A 20,184-nucleotide genomic window follows, 5' to 3' on the forward strand; every position below is an offset into this window, starting at 1 on the left:
CCACAAATAGTGGGACAAAAAAGTACCTATCTATATATAATAGATAGGTACTTTTCTTTTTAACTTAAATATAATCTACGTGACTCACTCTGAATCCTTTTTTCTCTATTTTTCCGATTAATTGCTTTAATTTTGTTTCATCTAACTCATCTGATATATTTACAATGACGCGGCGGATATATTGATCACCGTTATCTAGCGTAAATAGGCCACCAATATTATATGCTTTTAACAATGTCCCAAGCTCTTTAATCGTTCCCTTACAATCTTGTGTTGCAATTGTTAATATATAACCACCTGTTCGCATACCAAATGAATCTTCAATAACATCAAATATATTCGAATGCGTTAACATACCGACAAATTCATTATAATCATTTAGCACGGCTAAAAACGGAAGCCGACGAATTACATAAAAAGCTCTGAAGAAGGAATCCTTTTCAAAAATAAATGCATTGGAATCGTCGAGCATATCTCCTGCACTTACATGCTCTAATCCGCTATTGCATTTTTTTTCTAATAAATCTACTTTATAAATAATCCCCATGAATTTCTTCTCATCTTCTGCTAATACCGGGATGGCTCGAAATCCCGTTTCGTTCATCATTTGCAGTGCCTCTTCACCAGAATCATTTATCTTGCAAAATGTTACTTGCTGCTTTGGCAGAAAATGATATTTAACTCGCAAAATATGTTCCTCCTTACATGTCAACATGTAATCTATATATAATAAGGAGACCTATATTTTATGAGTGAAATTATTTTTAAAACGCTTTCATTTGTTTGTTAACTTGTATCCATATCACATCCATTTTTATATAACAGAGCTCCTTGCACCCTTAATCATTAATAACTTTACATGATAGTTCATTAAATATTCTATACCCTCTAGCCATTTTTTCGCTTCTTCTGGCGTTTTTCCCCACACAATCATGCCGTAATTATGAACAAGAACTACTCCTCCACCTTCAATGAAATTCGGAACATTGCTTTCTAATAAATCAGCGAATTTTTTTTCATCTTCTACAATTGGAATTGTCATTTCTGTTATACCTTCTTTTCCGAAAACACGCTCCACACTGCGTTTATCGAACGTTACTTCTCCTTCTTCCCCATATAACTCTGATATTAAATGACTATCTACAGTCTGCACTTGTAAAATACATCCTGCACTACTTTTTTTATAAATATCCGCATGCATAAATGACTCTGCAGCTGGTTTTTCTTCATTTTCAAATACTGACTCGCACATGCAATTTACGACAATAAAATCTTCTTCCGAAAATAGCCCTTTATCTCTTCCCTCAACATTTACTAAAAATGTTAACGGCTCTTTTGACGTACATAGCGATAAGCTAATTTTGGTACCATAAAACCAATCACGAAGTGCCAATTCAGATTTCACATCTTTTAATTCATTCCATTTCTTCAGAAAAAATAACATTTCGTCACCCCCGGCATAATATTCATATAAGGTTCGAATCCTTTCTATGTAAAAGGAATATTTTTTGATTATTCTAAAAATTTAATTGAATTATCACATGAGAACGCTTTTTTGTCAATATAGTTTCGTGGTTCTTCTTTAAAATAGGCTATTCATATGTCTATACTCCTATCTATTTCCTATTTCATTTTGCACATAAAAATACGCTATTCTTTAATTAAAGAATAGCGTATTTTCCTCATTTTTTATTCCGCATTAACGGGCAGCCCGATTGGTGAGGGCTACTAATCAGTGGGGAATGAACAAAACCCCCACTGAATAAAGTTTCACTTTATTTCTTTATTGCATTATACAAAAACTGTGCGTATTGTTCACGTGTTACGAAATTATCTCCTAAAAAATTCCCTTCCCCGTCGCCTTTTGATATTTTATTATCCACTAAAGCTTTCACATATCCTTTCGCCCAATGGCCATTTGGTACATCTTTAAAATTCTCTGCACTATTTTCATTTTCTTTTAACTGAAATACTCTTTGTAGTACTACTGACATTTCATATCGAGTTAATACTCCATCCGGACGGAACATACCATTTCCATAGCCTGTCATAATTCCAGCTTGAACCACTGCATCAATAGCCGATTCATACATATTTCCTTTCGTATCTGTAAATGCCGTTTTTTGTTCTAGATTATTTTCTAATTTTAAATACCTTTGTATTAGAAGTGCTACTTGTCCACGAGTAATGTTATCACCAAATCCAAATTCACCATTTCCATAGCCTATAAATAATTTTTCTTTCGCTAAGTAATTAATTGCTTCTTCTGACCAATGTCCCTTTGGTACATCTTTAAATTCTACCACTTCTGTTTTCTCATCTTCTTTAGATGTATTACCGTCTTTACTTTCTACTACATTTTGAATAACAGATCCTGTAAAAAAGATTCCTGTATCCGCGAATGGATCTTTCACACCAAATTCATATACTTTCTCACCTGGTGTACTCCATTTCACTACACCATTACTATACGTACCATTATCGCTCTTCAGACGGATTTTCGTAGAAATCTCACCATCTTTTTCATATATAGGTACTTTTACTTCTTTATTTACTTCTGTTTCCTCTAAAAATACTTTTTGATTTTGGACATTAATATAAGCCGTCTTACTTAGTTCTATAACTGGTCGGACATCACGAATTTCATTTGCAACAAAACTTAGAAATACTAATTTTTTTAAATTACTAACTGGTGATAAGTCTGAAATATAATTCGCTTCTAAATCAAGCTTTTGTAAGTTTACTAAACTTGATAATGGAGTAATATCTTTTAACTCGTTGTTGGGTAAGTTTAAAATTTTCAACTGTGTCATCTTACTTAGAGGAGTAACATCTGTTATTTCATTTTTCCCTATCCATAGCTCTTGTAATTGATTCAATTGATCAATGCCTGATAAATCTTTCACTTTATTACGTGTTAATACTAAATCTTTTAACGGTAACGTATAAAGCGGTTTAATATCTTCAATTTGATTACCTGCTAAAGTTAAGTATGTTACATTTTTCAAATTGCTTAATGGAGCAACGTTCGTAATTTTATTATTTGCTAAATTCAAGTAATCTAGTTGTTCCATTTTCGCTAATGCTGTTACATCTTCTATTTGGTTGCCTGATAAAAATAAACTTTTTACATTTTTCATTTCAGTTAGTGGTGCAACGTTTGTAATTTTATTATTACTTAAATCAAGGGATTCTAAATTATCCATCTTAACAAGTGGCGTTACATCTGCAAATTCATTACCACGCAAAGCTAAATGATTTAATTGTTTTAAGTTCGCAAAGAACGACGGATCCTTTATCTTCGCATTCGCAACTGTTAAAGATTTTAAATTTGGCATATATTTTAATGCACTATAATCAAGTATCTCATTTGTATTTAAAAACAAATCCTTTACTTGTAATAAATCTTCTTTCGTAATTGGTGTATTTAAATCTTTTCTATTAAATACTTTTTTATTAACAAGCTCTCTTAATTTGTTATCTGTTATCATATTTTGATTATCAACTGGATTATCCGTTTCCGTATTTCCTGAATTAGAGTTATCATCTGGTTTCTCTGTTTCTTTGTTACCTACAGTTGGATCTTTAATTTCAAATTGAACTTGATATTTGTGATCATATCCAATAGCTGGAATAAGTATATGCATCTGCATATTGTGCTTCTTCTCAAACTCGCCAATTTCAAATTGAACTACCTTCGTTCCATTCTTCCTCTTATCTTCTGACAAAACCTTCACATCATGAAATACACCAGGCTGGTTTTTATCTTCTATTCTAAGATATTGAAAATAATCGCTATCTTGCATTGTTACAGTGACAACTTTTTTGCCAGCTGCAATCGTTACTTTAGGATCTTTTATATATTGAGAAACCATAGATGGCTCGTCTTTTTGGTCCTTATATATTTTAATCTCAGTATCATACGTGCGATCACTCGCTGCTGCTACCGATTGATTTGCTTCAACTTTTAATGCCGCTAATGCTGGAGTAGAGTACGTAGCAAATGGAATTGCTAATGTTGTCGCTACTACTAGCGCCTTCATATAATTTTTTTTCAAAATAATATCCCCTATCATATATAATTTTCTTAATTGATAATACTTATCAATTACTCACAAATAAATGATAATGAATATCATTATCATTGTCAATGAGAATATTACATTAAATTTATATTTTTAAAGATAAAAATAAAAAAGCCCTTTATTCAAAGGGCTTTTTTACCTATCGTATGAAGAATTTCACTTTTTTCCTTCTCATTGATGACACCGATTTTTTGCAAAATATTCGCGTACAATACAAGTTTATTATATATTCGTTCTGACATGTTCTCCCTTCTTTCCTTCGACCAACTTTTTTTGTATTGGTAAATTATATGAAAGAGGTGAGAAAATGTGTCCACTTTTTGCATAAATGCAAATCTTTTATTTTACGATTTGCAGACAATAAAACTCCTTCCTAAAAATTAGGCGGGAGTTTATGTGCTTTCACTGTATTTAACAAACTGTCCACTGAATATTATGCTTCATAAGTTCTTCTTCAAAGCTATATGGCATTTTTTTATCACAAATTACGTGTTGAATACGCGAAATTGCTGCTATACGATAATTCCCTTTCACGCCTACCTTCGTATAATCACATAAAATATATGTTTTCTCAGCTAATTTCATCATCGCCTCTGACAATTTCGCTTTTTCTAATTCAAAGCTGGAAACTCCAAAACTAGGTAATAACCCATCAATTGAAACGAACGCTTTATGAAAATGGAATTGCTGTATGACTTGCTGAGAAATAGAACCTGATACACGCGAATGCTTTGGAGATACTTTTCCACCTATAAATAAAACTTCACCGTGAAACATCTTTTTATTAATAGAAGAAATTAATTGTGTTGCGACTGGAAATGAACTTGTTACAATTGTTAAGTTTTTACGATGAACAAGGTATGGAACCATTTGAAGCGGTGTACTTCCATCATCAATTACAATGACATCACCATCTTCTACAAATGTCGCTGCTTTATAACCAATTCTTTTCTTCTCTTCTATATGTAGCATTTCTCTTTCTAACATTGGTGCCTCTACTCCAGCGCCTGGAAGTTGAACAGCTCCACCATACACTTTTTTCAGCTTCTTTTCACGATCTAATTCTTCTAAATATCGACGAATCGTTTCTGTTGATACAGCAAATTCTCTCGCTAATTCTGAAACCTTTACTTTCCCTTTAAATTCTACCTTTTCAAGAATGGTTCGCTTTCTTTCTTCTCCTACTACAGACATAGCTTCACCCCATTTATATCTCCCTCATAAACTTCCTTACTTATACAAAGTTATAATTTTCTTTGTAAGTAGCAACTTCTTCATGAATATGAATACCACGCTTTGCTAGCTCATCAAAAATCAATTGTGGATTTTCAAAGGCTTCTTCAGGCGTAACAACACCCACCCTATTTACATTTCCATTTGCAATTAACTCTGCAGCAATCCCAAATGGAATACCGACGTTTCTCGTATACGCTCTTAATTTTTCCCATCCTACAACAGAACCATCAGATAACGGGTGTGTATGATATAACACATGTCTTTGCTTCTCATTATTTTTCATACCTATTACTTCTACATGAAGTGCATATCCATAAAGCTCTGTTTCTTGTCCTTCTTTCGATTGTAATAAATACTGCGAAATACAATCCATAATTCCTATTTCTTTCCCGTTTATTTCAATCTGATCATTACGCAATATGCCGTAATCATATAAAGCACGTACAAGTTGCATATTTTGCTTTGGCCAAGTTCCTCTCGTCTCTATCAGTTTGACACCTTTATTTTCTAGTGCCTTTGCTAACGTAATCGTTTCAGAATGCGGAATGATATACTGCGTTGCCTTACCATAAGGCGCTGGCAATTCTATTTCTCTCGGACGCGCAAACGGAAGTACTTGCTTAAATTCACCATCTTCATACACTATACGCGATGGTAAATGTGGATCATATTCATATGTCGTTGTCTCTGTAATTGAAGCAGAAAAAGCAATCGGACGATACGAACCGTGACTTACACGGACGGACTCTACAGTATCCAGTTGATTTGCTGCATGCATTGCCATCATTTGCGTTACACCTGGCGTCATGCCAAATCCAGGTAAACATGTTTTTTCATTTTGAACAAATATAGCATGCGATTCATTTTCTTCACCAAATCCATTTAAGTTCACACCGTGACAGCCTGCTTCTGCAATACAGCGAGTCGACAATCCGTTTAGCTTTATCGTCGTACCGTCCATTACAATGTCATAACCAATCATTTTTGCAACCGTATCCTCGTGATTCGTTACATCTACTTTTACAAAATCAACACGAGGGTCGTTGAGCCATTCTACTACTTTACGGCCCTCTACCTCGTTAAAATCAGCTACAGTAATCGTCTCAAAAGATGAAAATTGAACTAAATCTAAAATAGCTTCGCGACAAATTTTACCTGCTCCACCTAAGCAAAATACTTTCACCCAATAACAGCTCCTTTAGCAATACTATCAACTAAGCGATTAATATCTTCTTCATGTACATCACCGATATTTCCAATGCGAAACGTATCTACTTTCGAAATTTTTCCAGGGTAAATAACAAATCCATAACGCTTTAATTCGTTATATAACTGTTGAAACACAAACCCCTCTTTTGGATAAATGAAAGATGTAATAATAGGAGATTGATATTCCTCATCTACTAGTGGCTTAAATCCGATTTCTCCCATTCTATTTACTAGTAGTTTTTGATTGTTGTAATATCGATTGTAACGCGCTCTTACTCCTCCCTCTTTTTCTAGTTCAAGTAGTGCTTGATAAAAAGCATGTACAACATGTGTAGGTGAAGTAAAACGCCATTTCCCATTTTGTTTTTCCATCGTTTCCCATTGATCATATAAATCAAGAGATAAAGAGCGTCCTTGCCCTTTACACTTCAATAATTCATCACGTTTTGCGATTACAAATCCGAATCCAGGAACCCCTTGAATACACTTATTCGCACTACTAATTAAAAAATCAATTTGTAAATCAGCAATGTCTATTTCAATCCCGCCGAAACTACTCATCGCATCAACAATTGTAATCTTTCCATACTGTTGTCCTAATTTACATACATCTACAATTGGATTTATAATTCCTGTCGTCGTTTCACAATGAACAACTGCAATATGTGTAATCTCTTTATCTTCTTGCAATAACTTTTCTACTTCTACAATATTAGTAGGTTCCCACTCTTCTGTTTGACTGATCACTACATCAATCTGTAACATCTCTGCCATTTGCACAATGCGCTTACCGTACGCACCATTTGTACAAACGAGGAGCTTCCCATTTCCCGGAATAACAGAACCAATTACTGCTTCAACTGAAAACGTACCGCTTCCTTGCATTAACACTGTTGTATATTTCTCTTCCTCCTTCGTCGCTAACGATACAAGTTTAGCTCTTACTTCTTGCACCATCGTATTATATTCATCATCCCACGTACACCAATCGTATAGCATAACTTCTTTTACTGATTTTGTTGTCGTTAATGGTCCTGGTGTTAATAATAAGTAGTGATTTTCATTCATGATCCCGTGCCCCTTTTATGAAATAATAAGTTCTTGTTTCTCGATATGTTCCATTACGTTTTCGAGCTCCTGCATCGTTTCAATCGTAAAATGAGCCCCATTTTCAACAAACCGATTACGAACTATTTCAATTTTTTCACGAAGCTCTACCGAATCCATACTCTCCACTTCCTCTTCCGTTAAACCGAGCTCACTACTTCCAAGAATTACACCAACTGTCCACATTCCAGCATTTCTACCTTCTTTCATATCTGATACTGTGTCCCCTACTTTTATCATATGGTTCATCGGATACACACCAAGTTCCATTGCATTTTTATAGCACATCCATGGATATGGACGGCCTGCTGGAACATCATCGGGCGTAACAAGAAAATCAGGTTTATATCCTTGTAACGCTGCTTCCTTTGCTACAATTTCCATCATTTCTCTCGTATAGCCCGTTGTTGAACCGATTTTAATGCCTCTCTCACGTAAAGAAGCGATTACTTCTTTTACCCCATCAATCGGCGTAGCATAACTTGGTAAAATAGAAAAGAGAATTTCTTCAAACTCTTCATACATCTCATAAATGTCTGCTTCTGTTGGTAATTGACCGAAGACACGCTTCCACTCATCCGCAATACGAGGCATTTCTGTTAGTGCCCTTACATGATCTATTTTTAATAATCCCATTGGCTTACGTGCTTCTTCTGCTGTAATTTCAACGCCGCGTTTTTGAAAAATCTTCATGAATACTTCTAGTGGTGCAAAACATCCGTAATCAACCGTCGTACCTGCCCAATCAAAAATAACTGCTTCAATTTTCATTCTGTCCATCACCTTTCTTACTTATCTTTTTTGCCATTGTGAAGTTCGGTTACGAAGTGCTTTCGTTCCCCGTTCATATACAACTCTCACTACAATATTTGTAACAACAATAAGTACACTCATTGCAGCTGCTGGCGCTACATTTCCTGCATCATCCATATTTACGATTGATACGGCAGCTAGTTTAAAATCAGCTGCATATAGGAATACAACTGCCGATACAGTTACCATTGAATTTACGAAGTAGTACATTACCATTTCTAAAATTGCTGGTAAACACATTGGTACTGTTACTCGGAAGAATGTTTTATAAAACGGAATACCCATCGACTGCGAAACAAGCTCAAACTCTCGGTCTAATTTCTTTAAGGCCGTCGTTGCCGTGACAAATGTTACAGAATAAAAATGAATGATATTTACTAGTACTAACACAGCAATTGTTCCGTATAAAGAATGAAACGGATTCGTTACGGATAGTCCCAGAATTTGAATCGTTGGTTGACTAAAGAAAAAGACATATCCTAATCCGAGTACTAAACCTGGTATCGCTAAAGGAACGATAGAGAAAAAGTAACCTGTTTTTCTGAAAAATTGTAGCTGGTCTATTTTCTCAATTGCATATGCGAATACAAATGTTAAAATCGCCCCAATAACTGCTGTAACTGCTGAAACAATTACGCTATTTTTAAATGCTTCAAGTCCATCTCCTGTTAAACTCGAAAAATTAAAATGCTCAAATGTAAAACTCATATTATATGGCCATACTTTCACACTTGCAGCAATACCAACTGCAACAAATAATAGAATGATCATAAGTGTAATCACACTACAATATATGAATGAGATGACATCTCTTTTCTTATTAGCTATTATTCTGTATGGTACTGCTTTTGAAGATAAGAAATTTGCCTGCTTTCTTTGCGTAATACGATCAACTACAAATGCGAATATAGCTGGGATTAATAAAATCATTCCGACAGTTGCACCCATCGGCATATTTTGCTGTCCAATTACTTGTTTGTATACGTCAGTAGCAAGCACATTATATTGACCACCAACAATTTTTGGTGCCCCAAAATCAGTAAAACTAAGTGTAAACACAACAAACATTGCACTAATTAATCCGTACTTTACACTAGGTAAAGTAACCGTGAAAAATTGCTTTGTTTTACTCGCCCCTAACATATTAGAAGCTTCATATAAACGATAATCAGATCCTTGGAAGGCAATTAGCAATATAAGAAAGGCTTGCGGAAATGTATACATAACTTCAGCTATTACAATTCCTACTGGGCCATATAAAGGGATTTGTATACCTTCAAATAAACCAAACATTCCTTTCGTTACTAGCCCTTGATTACCAAATAAATATGTAAGTGCTATACCGTGCATCATCGTTGGTGCGAACAATGGTAATAACGCTACATACTGAAATACACGCTTTCCAAACACATTCGTACGAGCGATCGCATAGGCGTAAGCGAAAGCCAGTGTTACTGCAATAATTGTTGTCGCACCCGAAACCCATACCGTATTTTGTAATGATTGAACTAGCGTTGGTGTTGTGAAATATTTACTGAAATTCGCAACACCAATGAAAGCTCCATCTTTATCATAAAAAGCTTGTGTAAATAGTTGTAATAGCGGCAATACAAGCATAATCAAAAAGGCAAAAATCATACCAATAATTAATAGTCGTTGTACCCACTCTTCTTTACCGATACGTCTCTTAATCTTTTTTTCCGTATTTTCTACCTTTAAATCTTCTAACATCTCCATCTATACAACAACCTTCTTTCCATATGACAACATATGATTTTCTGAGAAAGAGATTTGAATTGGCTTCCCTTTCCTAATGGCTGTTTTTTCTACTTCTGATGCCAATATATCTACAACGATTTTCTCATTATATAGGTGTGTTTTCTCATCTATAACTCTCACTTCTGTCCGGTATACAGACCCACGAAACTCCATGCTTTCTACCATTGTTTTAATGCCATTATTTTGTACGACTGTTACATGCTCCGGACGAATTGCATGTTCTTCATTATTTTTTGAAAAGAAATTAATAGAACCAATAAAATCTGCCACAAACGGATTTGCTGGTCTTTGGTAAATCTCCTCTGGTGTGCCAATCTGCATAATTTCCGCATGATTCATCACAACAATTTTATCAGCCATCGTTAATGCCTCTTCTTGATCATGCGTGACCATAATCGTCGTTACTCCTATTTTCTCTTGCAAATCACGCATTTCTCTACGTAACTTTTCACGTACTTTTGCATCTAAAGCAGATAACGGCTCATCGAGTAACAAAATATCCGGAGACAGAGCGAGCGCACGTGCAAGTGCTACTCGCTGCTGTTGTCCACCAGACATTTGAGCAGGATATTTATCTTTTACATTCAGTAAATCAACTAGTTCTAACGCCGATAGCGCCTTCTCTTTTACTTCTGCTTTTCCATACTTTTTTGTCTTTAAGCCGTATTCAATGTTTTCAAGTGCTGTTAAATTCGGAAATAATGCATATGATTGAAACACCATTCCGAAATTCCTCTTTCCAGGAGGTAATGCTGTAATATCTTTTCCATTCACAGCTATACTACCTGTTGTCGCCTCTTCTAGCCCTGCTAAAATTCGAAGCAATGTTGTTTTCCCACAGCCACTTGGGCCTAATAAACATACAAACTCATTTTTTTTCACAGTAAAAGAAATATCCTTTAACGCTGTAAATGCATCAAACTGTTTTTGAATGTGTTGAATTGATAAATATTCGCTCATTTTTTCTCTCTCCCACTCACTTACTTTTTCGGTTCTGCTTTTTGGCCAAACTCTTTTTCCCATTTTTCTAAAATTTTGTCACGATTTTCTGCTGCCCACTTAAAGTCATTCTTTTTATATAATTTTTCCGTCACATCTTTCGGGAATCCATCTGGAAGTTTATAATCATTTTTAATTGTCGCAAATCCATTTTTCTCGAAGTATAACTTCATTACATCATCAGTAATTGCCCAATCTAAAAATGCTTGCGCTAATTTTTCATTTTTTGCATTATCTTTTTTAATAAGTGCGTTCGCTTCTACTTCCCAACCTAATCCTTCTTTCGGCAATACAACTTCAACTGGTGCACCTTTTTGTTTCTCTTTTAAAGCACTATAAACCATCGATACGCCAACTGGATATTCACCTGCACCTGCTAATTTCGCTGGTTTTGAGCCTGAATGCGTATAAGTTGCCATATTATCATGAAGTTTCTTCATGTAATCCCAGCCTTTATCTTCACCCATAATTTGTAGCCATGCAGAAACTGTTAAAAATCCTGTTCCAGAAGAAGCCGGATGTGGCATAACAAGCGTTCCTTTATATTCTGGTTTCGTTAAGTCTTCGTATGATTCTGGCATCGGTAAATTTTTCTTCTTTAATTCTTCTTTATTTATAGCAATCCCCGTCATAAATGCAGTATTTCCTACCCATTTTTCAGGTTGTTTGTCATCTTTAAATTGCGAAAGAACGCGGTCCGCTCCTTTTGGAGAGTACCCTTTTAACATATCTTTTTTATCTAAAGCTAATAGACTTGATGCCGCAGTTCCCCATACAACATCTGCTTGTGTATTTTTTCCTTCAGCTAGCAATTTCGCAGTAATAACTCCTGTTGAATCACGTACAATGTTCAATTTCACATCAGGATATTTCTTTTTAAAGGAATCAAGATAAATTGGTACAAGCTCTTCTTCAATCGCTGTGTAAACAGTTAATGATCCAGATAATTTGTCATCTTTCACTTTCGCTCCAGCACTTTCTTCCTTCTTTGCACCACAACCCATTAATAACGAAAATACCATTCCAGTCGCTACAGCTTTAAAGATTGTTTTTTTCACTGTTTCTCTCTCCTTTTACAAATCTTATGTACAACTCAAATATAAACAACTAGTGTAAAAGCAGTATTAAACCAACATTAATCTTTTGTTTGTTGTTTGTTTTTGTGTAATACGTTGCTACTTCTATGTTTTTTCGCATTTTTCTGCTAATAGAAAACACTAAATTTACAAATAATTAAAAAAACCTTTATAATCCCACAAAAAAATGAGGCGTTTGTAAAAAACGCCTCATTTTTGTTTACCTTTTTTTGAATTACGATTAGCATACTTTGCGCTATTTTCTCCTTCATACTCTAATGCAAATTCTGCATCTGGTAAGCTTTCTTTCGGAGTTTTATTATTATTGATTGCCGCATTTTGTTTCACTTTTCTTTTTACCAATACATTCACCTGCTCTCAAGAAATCACTTTCTACTCTAGTTTGAAGCAAGCTAAAATAATTATTACTGGCAAGTGTTAACAAGTACATAAGAGGCGTTAGATGGAAATACTACATATGAAGAAATCATTATAAAAAGGAGCGATAATTTTGAAGAAAAAAGAAAAGATTCAATCACCAATTTTAGACGAAACGCTCCCGCATCAAATGAATTTTCCATCTTTTAAAGGAACAGGAAGAACGATGCAACAACCTTTTGTGAATCAATATGATGTTGTAATTGGAGACAGTCAATATAATTCCGAGAACAGTCCGCTTAACAATTGGAGTGATGAAGTAGATCCTGCCATTATGGCTGGCGATGAGTGGATCCATCCTACAAATGATATTGGGTGGATTTCAGAAGAAAATCAAGAGTTACTAAAAAACGAAGTGGATAATAAAAATGAAGCTTTTATGCATCCACAATTTGGCATTAACGACTAAAAAACCATTCTACCTAACATAGGTAGAATGGTTTCATACTATCCAATAATAATCCGCTCTTTCGGGTATTTATAGCGAGGTGGTTGTTCCCTTCCACCACTAGCTAGTATAAATGTTAAAATACCAACGCGTCCGATAAACATAAGCACAATAAGTACAAGTTTCCCAACAGTTGTTAAATCAGGCGTAACACCTGTTGATAGTCCCGTCGTTCCGAAAGCAGAACAAACTTCAACAATTAAGCTCATAAGCGGTACATTTTCCGTAATAGATAAAATGAATAGCGCAGTAGCACATAACAAAATCCCCATCGTCATAACGACAGATGCTTTCAGCACATCCTCTTCATGTAGCTGACGTTTGAAGACTCTAACTGTTCTACCGCCCCTTGCGAAGGTGTATAGTGACAATATACTAACAGCAAATGTTGTTGTACGTATTCCGCCCCCAACCGAACTTGGAGATGCCCCTATAAACATTAATATACTCATAAATAAAAGCGTCGGTTGTGACAATTCACGTATATCCATCGTAGCAAGTCCACCACTTCGCGTCGTCACAGATTGGAATAATGTATAAAATACAGTTTCATGCCATGACTTTCCTACTAAAAAATGATTTCTCTCCAGTAAAAAAATCATAATTGTACCAACAACAACGAGTGCAAAAAATGTTGTTGTCGTCAATTTTGTAAATAATGAAAAACGGAATAATTGTTGTCTCCTTTTACTAAGGAATTGTTTCACTTCCATTAGCACAGGGAAACCAATCGCTCCTAAAATAATTAGTAACATATGAATCATTTGAACAATATAATCTTTTTTATAAGGAATTAATGATTGTCCTGTTAAATCAAATCCGCCGTTCGTAGTCGCACTAACAGCTGCAAAGAAACCGTGAAAATAAGCTTCTTTCCAAGTCGGAAAGTAAAGTAAAAATCTTGTACCTAATAGGATTGCTCCAATAAGTTCTATTGAAATAATTACAATCAAAATAGAACGCATCAATTCTACAAGACCCGATAAATTCCCTTGATTATGGTCTGCCATAATTAATCTTCTTCTTTGCAAACCAATCTTTTTCCCCGTAATGATCCAAACAAATGTACCAAGCGCCATAATTCCTAAGCCACCTAATTGTAGAATAAGGGCTAAAACAATAATTCCTGCTGTAGTAAACGTATCTGAAATCGTAATAACAGACAGTCCCGTAACGCTTACCGCACTAACCGATGTAAAAAGCGCATCTATAAATGTCCATTTCACACCAGGCTTCGTAACAAACGGTAAACTAAGCAATATCACCGATACAACTACTGCTAACAAATAAAACAAAACGATGAGTTGTACAGGACGTAATTTTTGTAAAAACTTTTTTATATCTCTCATTCCATCACTTCGCTACCTTTTTTCTATCGATTAAATAAAGAAAAATCTTTACTTTCTTTATTTGTAAATAACTGCTCAAATAATTTGGCAAAGACCATTCCATATACAGTTCCATTACCTCCATACGGCAATGCGTAAAACAAATTATGTATCTTTTCGTCTTCTTTTAAAATGGGGAGACCATCATGAGTACCACCAAACGCGGCTACCCAATAGTAGTCTGCCTGTATATTTTTATACTGCGGGAACATCTCTTTTACAATATTAATAAGGATATCACGCTTATGCAATAATTTCGTATCACCAATTGTTTGAATTTGCAGCGCTTCATCTAATCCGCCTACAATAATGCGGTTTCGATACGTTCGAAAATATAAGTAGGGCCGTGCCGTTTCCCAAATTAACGATCGCTCATGCCAGCCTTCAAACTGATATATTTCATTTGTTACAATTGCATAAGAGGTGTCTACTGTTGTATTTTTTCTTTCTTTCTTTCCAAAAAGCGCTTCATAACCTGTCGCCATAATAATATTCTTTGCTACAATTTGATTTCCTGTTTTCGTGTAACAAATTAAATCATTTTTGCGTTTTTTTATATGTATTGCCTCTGTATGTTCATATATATTAGCTCCCATTTGATTTGCTTTATGCAAAAGACTGTGCGCTAATAAATACGGATTCACCTCGGCATCACCGTGTGTATATAATGCCGCTTGTTTTATGAAAGGATAACGTTTCTTAATATCAGATTCTGTAAAATACTCAACAGGAAATCCATAATTCTGTAACGTATTGTACTCCTCTTGTAAAAATGAGACATCCTCACTTTTACTTGCATAATATAAACTACTTCTCGGAATAAAATAGGGATCAATATCGAGAGTAGGTACCACTTTCTCCATTGTCCGTAACGCTTCGTAACACAGTTTATATGCTCGTACCCCTTTTTCTTCACCAAATGTATGGATAAGTGAGGTTAACGATTTATCATGAAGAAACTGTAATACACCTACATTTGCAAATGTACTACCACATGCAATTTCTCTTTTTTCAATAAGCATTACACTCATACCTATTTTCGCTAAAGAATACGCTATATGGGCACCTGCTTCGCCACTTCCGACTACAAGCACATCACATATCATATCATTTCCTAACGGTGGATAACAAGGTACTGAAACTCCTGTATTCCAAAACAACTTACCTGTCATAAGTTTCATAATTATACTCCTAAAATATAAATTTCTCCTTTCTATGTTTTGTTATTTTTCATAAAAAAATCCAACTAGCATAGGCTAGTTGGATTTTTTATTTTTAATTAGAACGCTCTTCAAGCCAATTTCCAATCGTCGGATATGTTTGTTTTACAGCTGTTCCACCGTAAACGATAGACATATGCCCTGTTGGTAAACATACATATTGTTTATCTGTGCTAGAAATATGGTCTAGTAATGCTTCTACTTGACATGGCAAAGCGATATGATCACGTTTCCCGGAAATATTTAAGACATTCGCCTTAATATTTGCAAGATCTACCTTTTGTCCGCGAATAACGAGTTCACCCTTAACCAATTTATTATTTTGATAAAAATCACGAATCCACTGTCTGTATGATTCACCTGGGAACGGAATACCATCACCAACCCACTTTTGAACCAATCTCCAGCTTTCGACGAAGCGTTCATTCTCTGAACGATCTACTAGAGCAACATATGGACCAACAAAGTTCGTAATTGGCTTTAACATTTTGTTTCCGAAATCAATCATTTCTGGAGGAATATTTCCAAATGTATCAACCGCTTTATCTAAATTGAAGTATTTCTCATCTAATAAAGGACCATACAATCCTGTTTCAGAGAAATCAAAAGGACTTGTCATGAAAATTAAATTACGAATTGGCATGTGCGGATGAAGCGCTGCATAAATAGAAGTTAGCGTTCCACCCATGCAATAACCAAGTAAAGAAATCTCGTCCGATTTTGCAGTTCGCATTACTTTTTTTACTGCTTTTGCAATATAATCAAACACGAAATCATCAAATTTCAAATGACTATCTTCTAAACCAAATGTGCCCCAATCAAGCATATATACATCAAAACCACGATCCACTAGATATTCCACTAAACTATTTCCAGGAGTTAAATCCATAATATATGGTTTATTAATAAGAGCATATATTAACAGAATTGGAACTCTTTGTGTTTTTTCTTGTTTTGGAATGTAGCGATAAAGCTTCGTCTTATTCTTCGTCCAAATAACCTCTTTCGGCGTTAATCCGACTTGCGGCTCTGGTTCACGTAATAAAATTTCACTCGCCCTTTTCACTCGGCGGTACGCTTTTCGGTACTCTTCTGGGTATAGCTCTAATTGCTTTTCCCATTCTGTTGCGAATGTAGTCATTTTTTTATCTCCTTTTTGGTCGATTTCCTTCTTAAAAAAAGAAGTGCATTCCTGCTATGGATATGCACTTTTTTCTTACTTCATTACATATATAATCCGCCGTTAATGTTTAATTGTTGACCTGTGATATACGCACCATCACGGCATAGGTATACTACACCTTTTGCAATTTCATCAGCTTGACCAAAACGTTTTTTCGGGATTTTTGCAACAATTTTTTGACGTACTTCTTCTGGTACTTCTGCTACCATTTCAGTATCAATAAATCCTGGGCAGATAGCGTTTACAGTGACATTTGTTTTTGCAAGTTCTAATGCTAATGATTTTGTAAATCCTAACATACCCGCTTTTGCTGCTGAGTAGTTTGTTTGGCCAAATCCACCTGCTTGACCAATAATAGAAGAAATGCTAATAATTCTTCCTTCTTCCGCTTCCGTTATGTATGGAAGCACCGCGCTTGTCGTATTAAATACGCTGCTTAAATTCACGTCAATTACGCGCTCCCAATCTTCACGATTTAATTTTTTGAATGTACGATCTCTTGTAATACCAGCATTATTAACAAGAATATCAACTTTACCAAAATGATTCACAGCTTCTTCTACAAGTCGGTTTGCATCTTCTACTTTAGAAACATCCGCTTGCACTGCATAAACGTCATGTCCGTCTTTTCCTAATTCATTTACTAAATTTTCAGCTGCTTCTTTACTGCTATTATAGTTAATAACTACTTTCGCTCCCTCTTGTGCTAATGCTACTGTAATTGCTTTTCCAATTCCTTTTGCTCCACCTGTTACGATTGCTACTTTTCCATTTAATTGAACCATTTCTTTTCCCCCTTAAATGAATTTGTGAACGATTGTTATGAATCATTTTGGTACTCATACTATAGAGTCCATATATAATTATGTTTCGCTGTTTATACGTGAAAAGAGATTCTCCCGCTCTCTTTTACCTGTTATAAACAAGCGCTTTTATCATTTTTTATTTTCTGGTTTATTCGTAGGCTTTACCTCTTCTTTTACAGGTACTTGTAGTTTAGCTAGTACTGCATTTTGCTTTTCTAGCAATTCTACAATTCGATCTACTTTTGTTTCAAGCGTACGAATATCTTGTTTCACTTTCGTCACATCACGCTTTAATGTAGGGGCTTGTCCTAAAGAATCTACTTTCTCCTCTAGAAACTCCTCAATGTTATCTACTTTATTTTCTAAGTTAATAACAAGCGTAGCCACTCTTGCGATATCCTCTTTCGTCGGCACATTTACTTGTTCTAAATAGTTTTTTGTCGTATCATTTAATGCTTTTTGATAAAACAAATTCAAATCTAGAACGCTGCCCATCCAAGCTGAATATTCTTCTGTTTTAATTGTTTCATTGAGCGCTTTTCCCCAAAATGTTTCGGTTTGTTCATAAGCATTTTTCCATGCTTGTAGTGGATCGAATTTTTGATCAATCACTTTACCTACACTCCCTTTTTCGTTTTTGAAACAATTCAACCTATTCACTATTTTCTAATATTCTGAATAAAACTTCAAGTCTATATTTTATTTTTTTCTATTTTCTAACAAATGTGTTGACTTTAAAAACAGATAGGTGTAAATTGCACTTATAAGCAAAAAATTCCATCTAACTGATTCATGAGGTGATGCACAATCATGCTACAAAATGAACCAGAACAACGCGAAAGTTTGGAGAAGAACCAAGCGAAACAACCAAACTCCATGCCAAAAAACTTCTTAGTTCCCTTCTTACTTCTCTGTCTAAAAGACTGGAGTCTTCATGGTTACAAACTTATTCAAATGCTAATGGATATCGGCTTTTCTTCTGTTGACCAAGGTAATGTTTATAGAACACTACGCAAATTAGAAAAAGAAAACCTTATTTCTTCTACTTGGGATACAAGCGATGGAGGGCCGGCAAAAAGAATTTATTCTTTAACTGAATATGGAGAGCAATATTTAACAACCTGTGCGACTTCTTTTGAACATTATCAAAATATGTTGCGAACGTTTTTCACGTTATACACCAATGCATTCTTTCCATTTTCTACTTCTCCAGAAAAGGATGAAAAGGATTCTTCATCTTCACCTGGTGGTACAGCAGAGTAATCTGCGTTCACAATATGCAAAAAAACATTTGGGGGTCAAACAATGGAAACTAAACCATACGAATTAGTCGATGCATTTTGGAAAAACTGGTCTCAATCACTTTCCCTTTTCTCTTCAGCTGGAAAACAGTTAGAGCAACTTACTTTAGAAACATTAAAACAACAACAAGACGCTTTGCATAAATTAACATCAGGAGTAGATGAACTAGAAAAAGAACTACAACAACTCACTGCTCAGTTCAATAACCAATACACAGATTACGTGAAACAATTAACTGGAAACTCCTTAAATGATCAAATTAACGAGTGGCAAGACAAGTGGAAGGAACTTTCTGCTCATATGCATCAGCTTACCGTTTCTCCTACAAAAACTTCTTTGTCAATTCTTACACAAACAAGCGGTCAATTTGAAGAAACAACAAAACAATTTATTGAGCAACAACAATTACAACGTGAAGAGGCTCAAAAACAGTTAGAGGGTTTTTTGGAAGAGTTCAAGTCAAAACAGTTGGAACTCGCAAAAAAGTTCGAGGAAAACTCAAAAAATCTATTTACTTCCATCAAGTAAGAAAAATGTGGGAGCTAACCGCAGCACAAACAAAACTCTTTCTTCCTCCTACTACATCAAGATGGCTAACATTTTTCGATATGGAAAAGAAGGAGGACAAAATGAATCCATTTCAAGAAGCACAAACTGTTCCGGAGCTTCGCTATGATGAGATTCAAGTCGGTGATCAAGCATCCCTTACAAAAACAATTACAGATGAAGATGTTATTAATTTTGCAAAATTGACTGGAGATGTGAATCCTATTCACATTTTAGATTCTTTTGCAAAAACGACAATGTTTAAAGAACGTATTGCTCACGGAATGCTCGTTTCGAGTTTTATTTCTACCATCCTTGGAACGAAACTCCCAGGCAAAAATACGATTTATTTATCCCAAAATGTTTCATTCCGTGCCCCTGTCAAAATCGGTGATACACTTCGCGTTGTGGCAGAGGTTATTAAGAAGCGTGACGATAAAAAAATCATTACGTTGCAAACAAACATATATAATCAATCAGATGATATTGTCGTGGAAGGAACAGCGACAATACTAAAAAAAGAGTAGCAAATTTGCTACTCTTTTTTCT

General features: G+C 35.0%; 20 protein-coding genes. 4 read left to right on the forward strand and 16 right to left on the reverse strand.

Going from position 1 to position 20,184, the window contains the following annotated elements; all coding sequences use genetic code 11:
• Positions 1-64: 64 nt before the first annotated feature.
• The 11 genes from cbpA to MKY38_RS15355 all read right to left on the reverse strand — a co-directional run bounded on the left by cbpA (position 65) and on the right by MKY38_RS15355 (position 12,667).
• A complete protein-coding gene (gene cbpA / locus MKY38_RS15305; RefSeq protein WP_065223918.1) occupies positions 65-688 on the reverse strand; it encodes a cyclic di-AMP binding protein CbpA in 624 nt (207 codons plus the stop codon).
• A 126-nt stretch (positions 689-814) separates the two neighbouring features.
• On the reverse strand, positions 815-1,444 hold the full coding sequence (locus MKY38_RS15310; protein ID WP_000896006.1) for a class II aldolase/adducin family protein: 630 nt from the start codon (positions 1,442-1,444) through the stop codon (positions 815-817).
• Positions 1,445-1,775: 331 nt separating this feature from the next.
• Positions 1,776-4,076 (reverse strand): NEAT domain-containing leucine-rich repeat protein, encoded by a 2,301-nt coding sequence (locus tag MKY38_RS15315; protein ID WP_078384967.1) that lies wholly within the window; start codon positions 4,074-4,076, stop codon positions 1,776-1,778.
• A gap of 420 nt (positions 4,077-4,496) precedes the next feature.
• Complete coding sequence (locus tag MKY38_RS15320; protein ID WP_114555976.1) at positions 4,497-5,279, reverse strand: DeoR/GlpR family DNA-binding transcription regulator; 783 nt, start codon at positions 5,277-5,279, stop codon at positions 4,497-4,499.
• 40 nt (positions 5,280-5,319) lie between these two features.
• Complete coding sequence (locus tag MKY38_RS15325; RefSeq protein ID WP_000862177.1) at positions 5,320-6,504, reverse strand: saccharopine dehydrogenase family protein; 1,185 nt, start codon at positions 6,502-6,504, stop codon at positions 5,320-5,322.
• On the reverse strand, positions 6,501-7,598 hold the full coding sequence (phnW, locus tag MKY38_RS15330) for a 2-aminoethylphosphonate--pyruvate transaminase (protein ID WP_065223915.1): 1,098 nt from the start codon (positions 7,596-7,598) through the stop codon (positions 6,501-6,503). The genes MKY38_RS15325 and phnW overlap by 4 nt, the downstream gene beginning before the upstream one ends.
• 15 nt (positions 7,599-7,613) lie before the next feature.
• Positions 7,614-8,408, reverse strand: a complete 795-nt coding sequence (phnX, locus tag MKY38_RS15335; RefSeq protein ID WP_065223914.1) for a phosphonoacetaldehyde hydrolase — start codon at positions 8,406-8,408, stop codon at positions 7,614-7,616.
• Between the two features lie 21 nt (positions 8,409-8,429).
• The gene (locus MKY38_RS15340) at positions 8,430-10,187 is read right to left on the reverse strand and encodes a putative 2-aminoethylphosphonate ABC transporter permease subunit (RefSeq protein WP_114555978.1); all 1,758 of its coding nucleotides are present in this window, start codon (positions 10,185-10,187) and stop codon (positions 8,430-8,432) included.
• Positions 10,188-11,189 (reverse strand): putative 2-aminoethylphosphonate ABC transporter ATP-binding protein, encoded by a 1,002-nt coding sequence (locus MKY38_RS15345; RefSeq protein WP_063535929.1) that lies wholly within the window; start codon positions 11,187-11,189, stop codon positions 10,188-10,190.
• 20 nt (positions 11,190-11,209) lie between these two features.
• A complete protein-coding gene (locus MKY38_RS15350) occupies positions 11,210-12,286 on the reverse strand; it encodes a putative 2-aminoethylphosphonate ABC transporter substrate-binding protein (RefSeq protein WP_063535928.1) in 1,077 nt (358 codons plus the stop codon).
• Between the two features lie 228 nt (positions 12,287-12,514).
• Positions 12,515-12,667, reverse strand: coding sequence for a hypothetical protein (locus MKY38_RS15355; protein ID WP_000240799.1), 153 nt, complete (start codon positions 12,665-12,667; stop codon positions 12,515-12,517).
• A gap of 148 nt (positions 12,668-12,815) precedes the next feature.
• Between MKY38_RS15355 and MKY38_RS15360 the strand changes: the two genes are divergently transcribed.
• A complete protein-coding gene (locus MKY38_RS15360; protein WP_065223912.1) occupies positions 12,816-13,151 on the forward strand; it encodes a DUF3905 domain-containing protein in 336 nt (111 codons plus the stop codon).
• A gap of 38 nt (positions 13,152-13,189) precedes the next feature.
• On the opposite strand, the gene MKY38_RS15365 is transcribed toward MKY38_RS15360, so the two are convergent.
• From MKY38_RS15365 to phaR, 5 genes are all read right to left on the reverse strand, one after another.
• Positions 13,190-14,539 carry a TrkH family potassium uptake protein gene (locus MKY38_RS15365; RefSeq protein ID WP_001204705.1) on the reverse strand — a complete coding sequence of 450 codons (1,350 nt, stop codon included), beginning with the start codon at positions 14,537-14,539 and terminating at the stop codon, positions 13,190-13,192.
• Between the two features lie 23 nt (positions 14,540-14,562).
• Positions 14,563-15,759, reverse strand: a complete 1,197-nt coding sequence (locus tag MKY38_RS15370) for an NAD(P)/FAD-dependent oxidoreductase (RefSeq protein ID WP_078439326.1) — start codon at positions 15,757-15,759, stop codon at positions 14,563-14,565.
• Between the two features lie 94 nt (positions 15,760-15,853).
• Entirely contained in the window at positions 15,854-16,939 is a 1,086-nt protein-coding gene (gene phaC, locus MKY38_RS15375) for a class III poly(R)-hydroxyalkanoic acid synthase subunit PhaC (protein WP_000206336.1), read from the reverse strand.
• Positions 16,940-17,022: 83 nt separating this feature from the next.
• On the reverse strand, positions 17,023-17,766 hold the full coding sequence (locus MKY38_RS15380; protein WP_000250407.1) for an acetoacetyl-CoA reductase: 744 nt from the start codon (positions 17,764-17,766) through the stop codon (positions 17,023-17,025).
• Positions 17,767-17,916: 150 nt separating this feature from the next.
• Positions 17,917-18,399, reverse strand: a complete 483-nt coding sequence (gene phaR / locus MKY38_RS15385) for a polyhydroxyalkanoic acid synthase subunit PhaR (protein WP_000566945.1) — start codon at positions 18,397-18,399, stop codon at positions 17,917-17,919.
• A 198-nt stretch (positions 18,400-18,597) separates the two neighbouring features.
• On the opposite strand from phaR, the gene phaQ reads away from it, so the two are divergent.
• The 3 genes from phaQ to MKY38_RS15400 all read left to right on the forward strand — a co-directional run bounded on the left by phaQ (position 18,598) and on the right by MKY38_RS15400 (position 20,162).
• Positions 18,598-19,050 carry a poly-beta-hydroxybutyrate-responsive repressor gene (phaQ, locus tag MKY38_RS15390; protein ID WP_000939953.1) on the forward strand — a complete coding sequence of 151 codons (453 nt, stop codon included), beginning with the start codon at positions 18,598-18,600 and terminating at the stop codon, positions 19,048-19,050.
• 42 nt (positions 19,051-19,092) lie between these two features.
• A complete protein-coding gene (gene phaP / locus MKY38_RS15395) occupies positions 19,093-19,617 on the forward strand; it encodes a polyhydroxyalkanoic acid inclusion protein PhaP (RefSeq protein WP_000448594.1) in 525 nt (174 codons plus the stop codon).
• A 101-nt stretch (positions 19,618-19,718) separates the two neighbouring features.
• Positions 19,719-20,162: a MaoC family dehydratase gene (locus MKY38_RS15400; protein WP_001067916.1), complete on the forward strand. Its 444-nt coding sequence runs from the start codon at positions 19,719-19,721 to the stop codon at positions 20,160-20,162.
• Positions 20,163-20,184 lie beyond the last annotated feature (22 nt).

It is taken from the genome of Bacillus sp. FSL R5-0585 (genome assembly GCF_038004545.1).
Taxonomy (GTDB): domain Bacteria; phylum Bacillota; class Bacilli; order Bacillales; family Bacillaceae_G; genus Bacillus_A; species Bacillus_A cereus.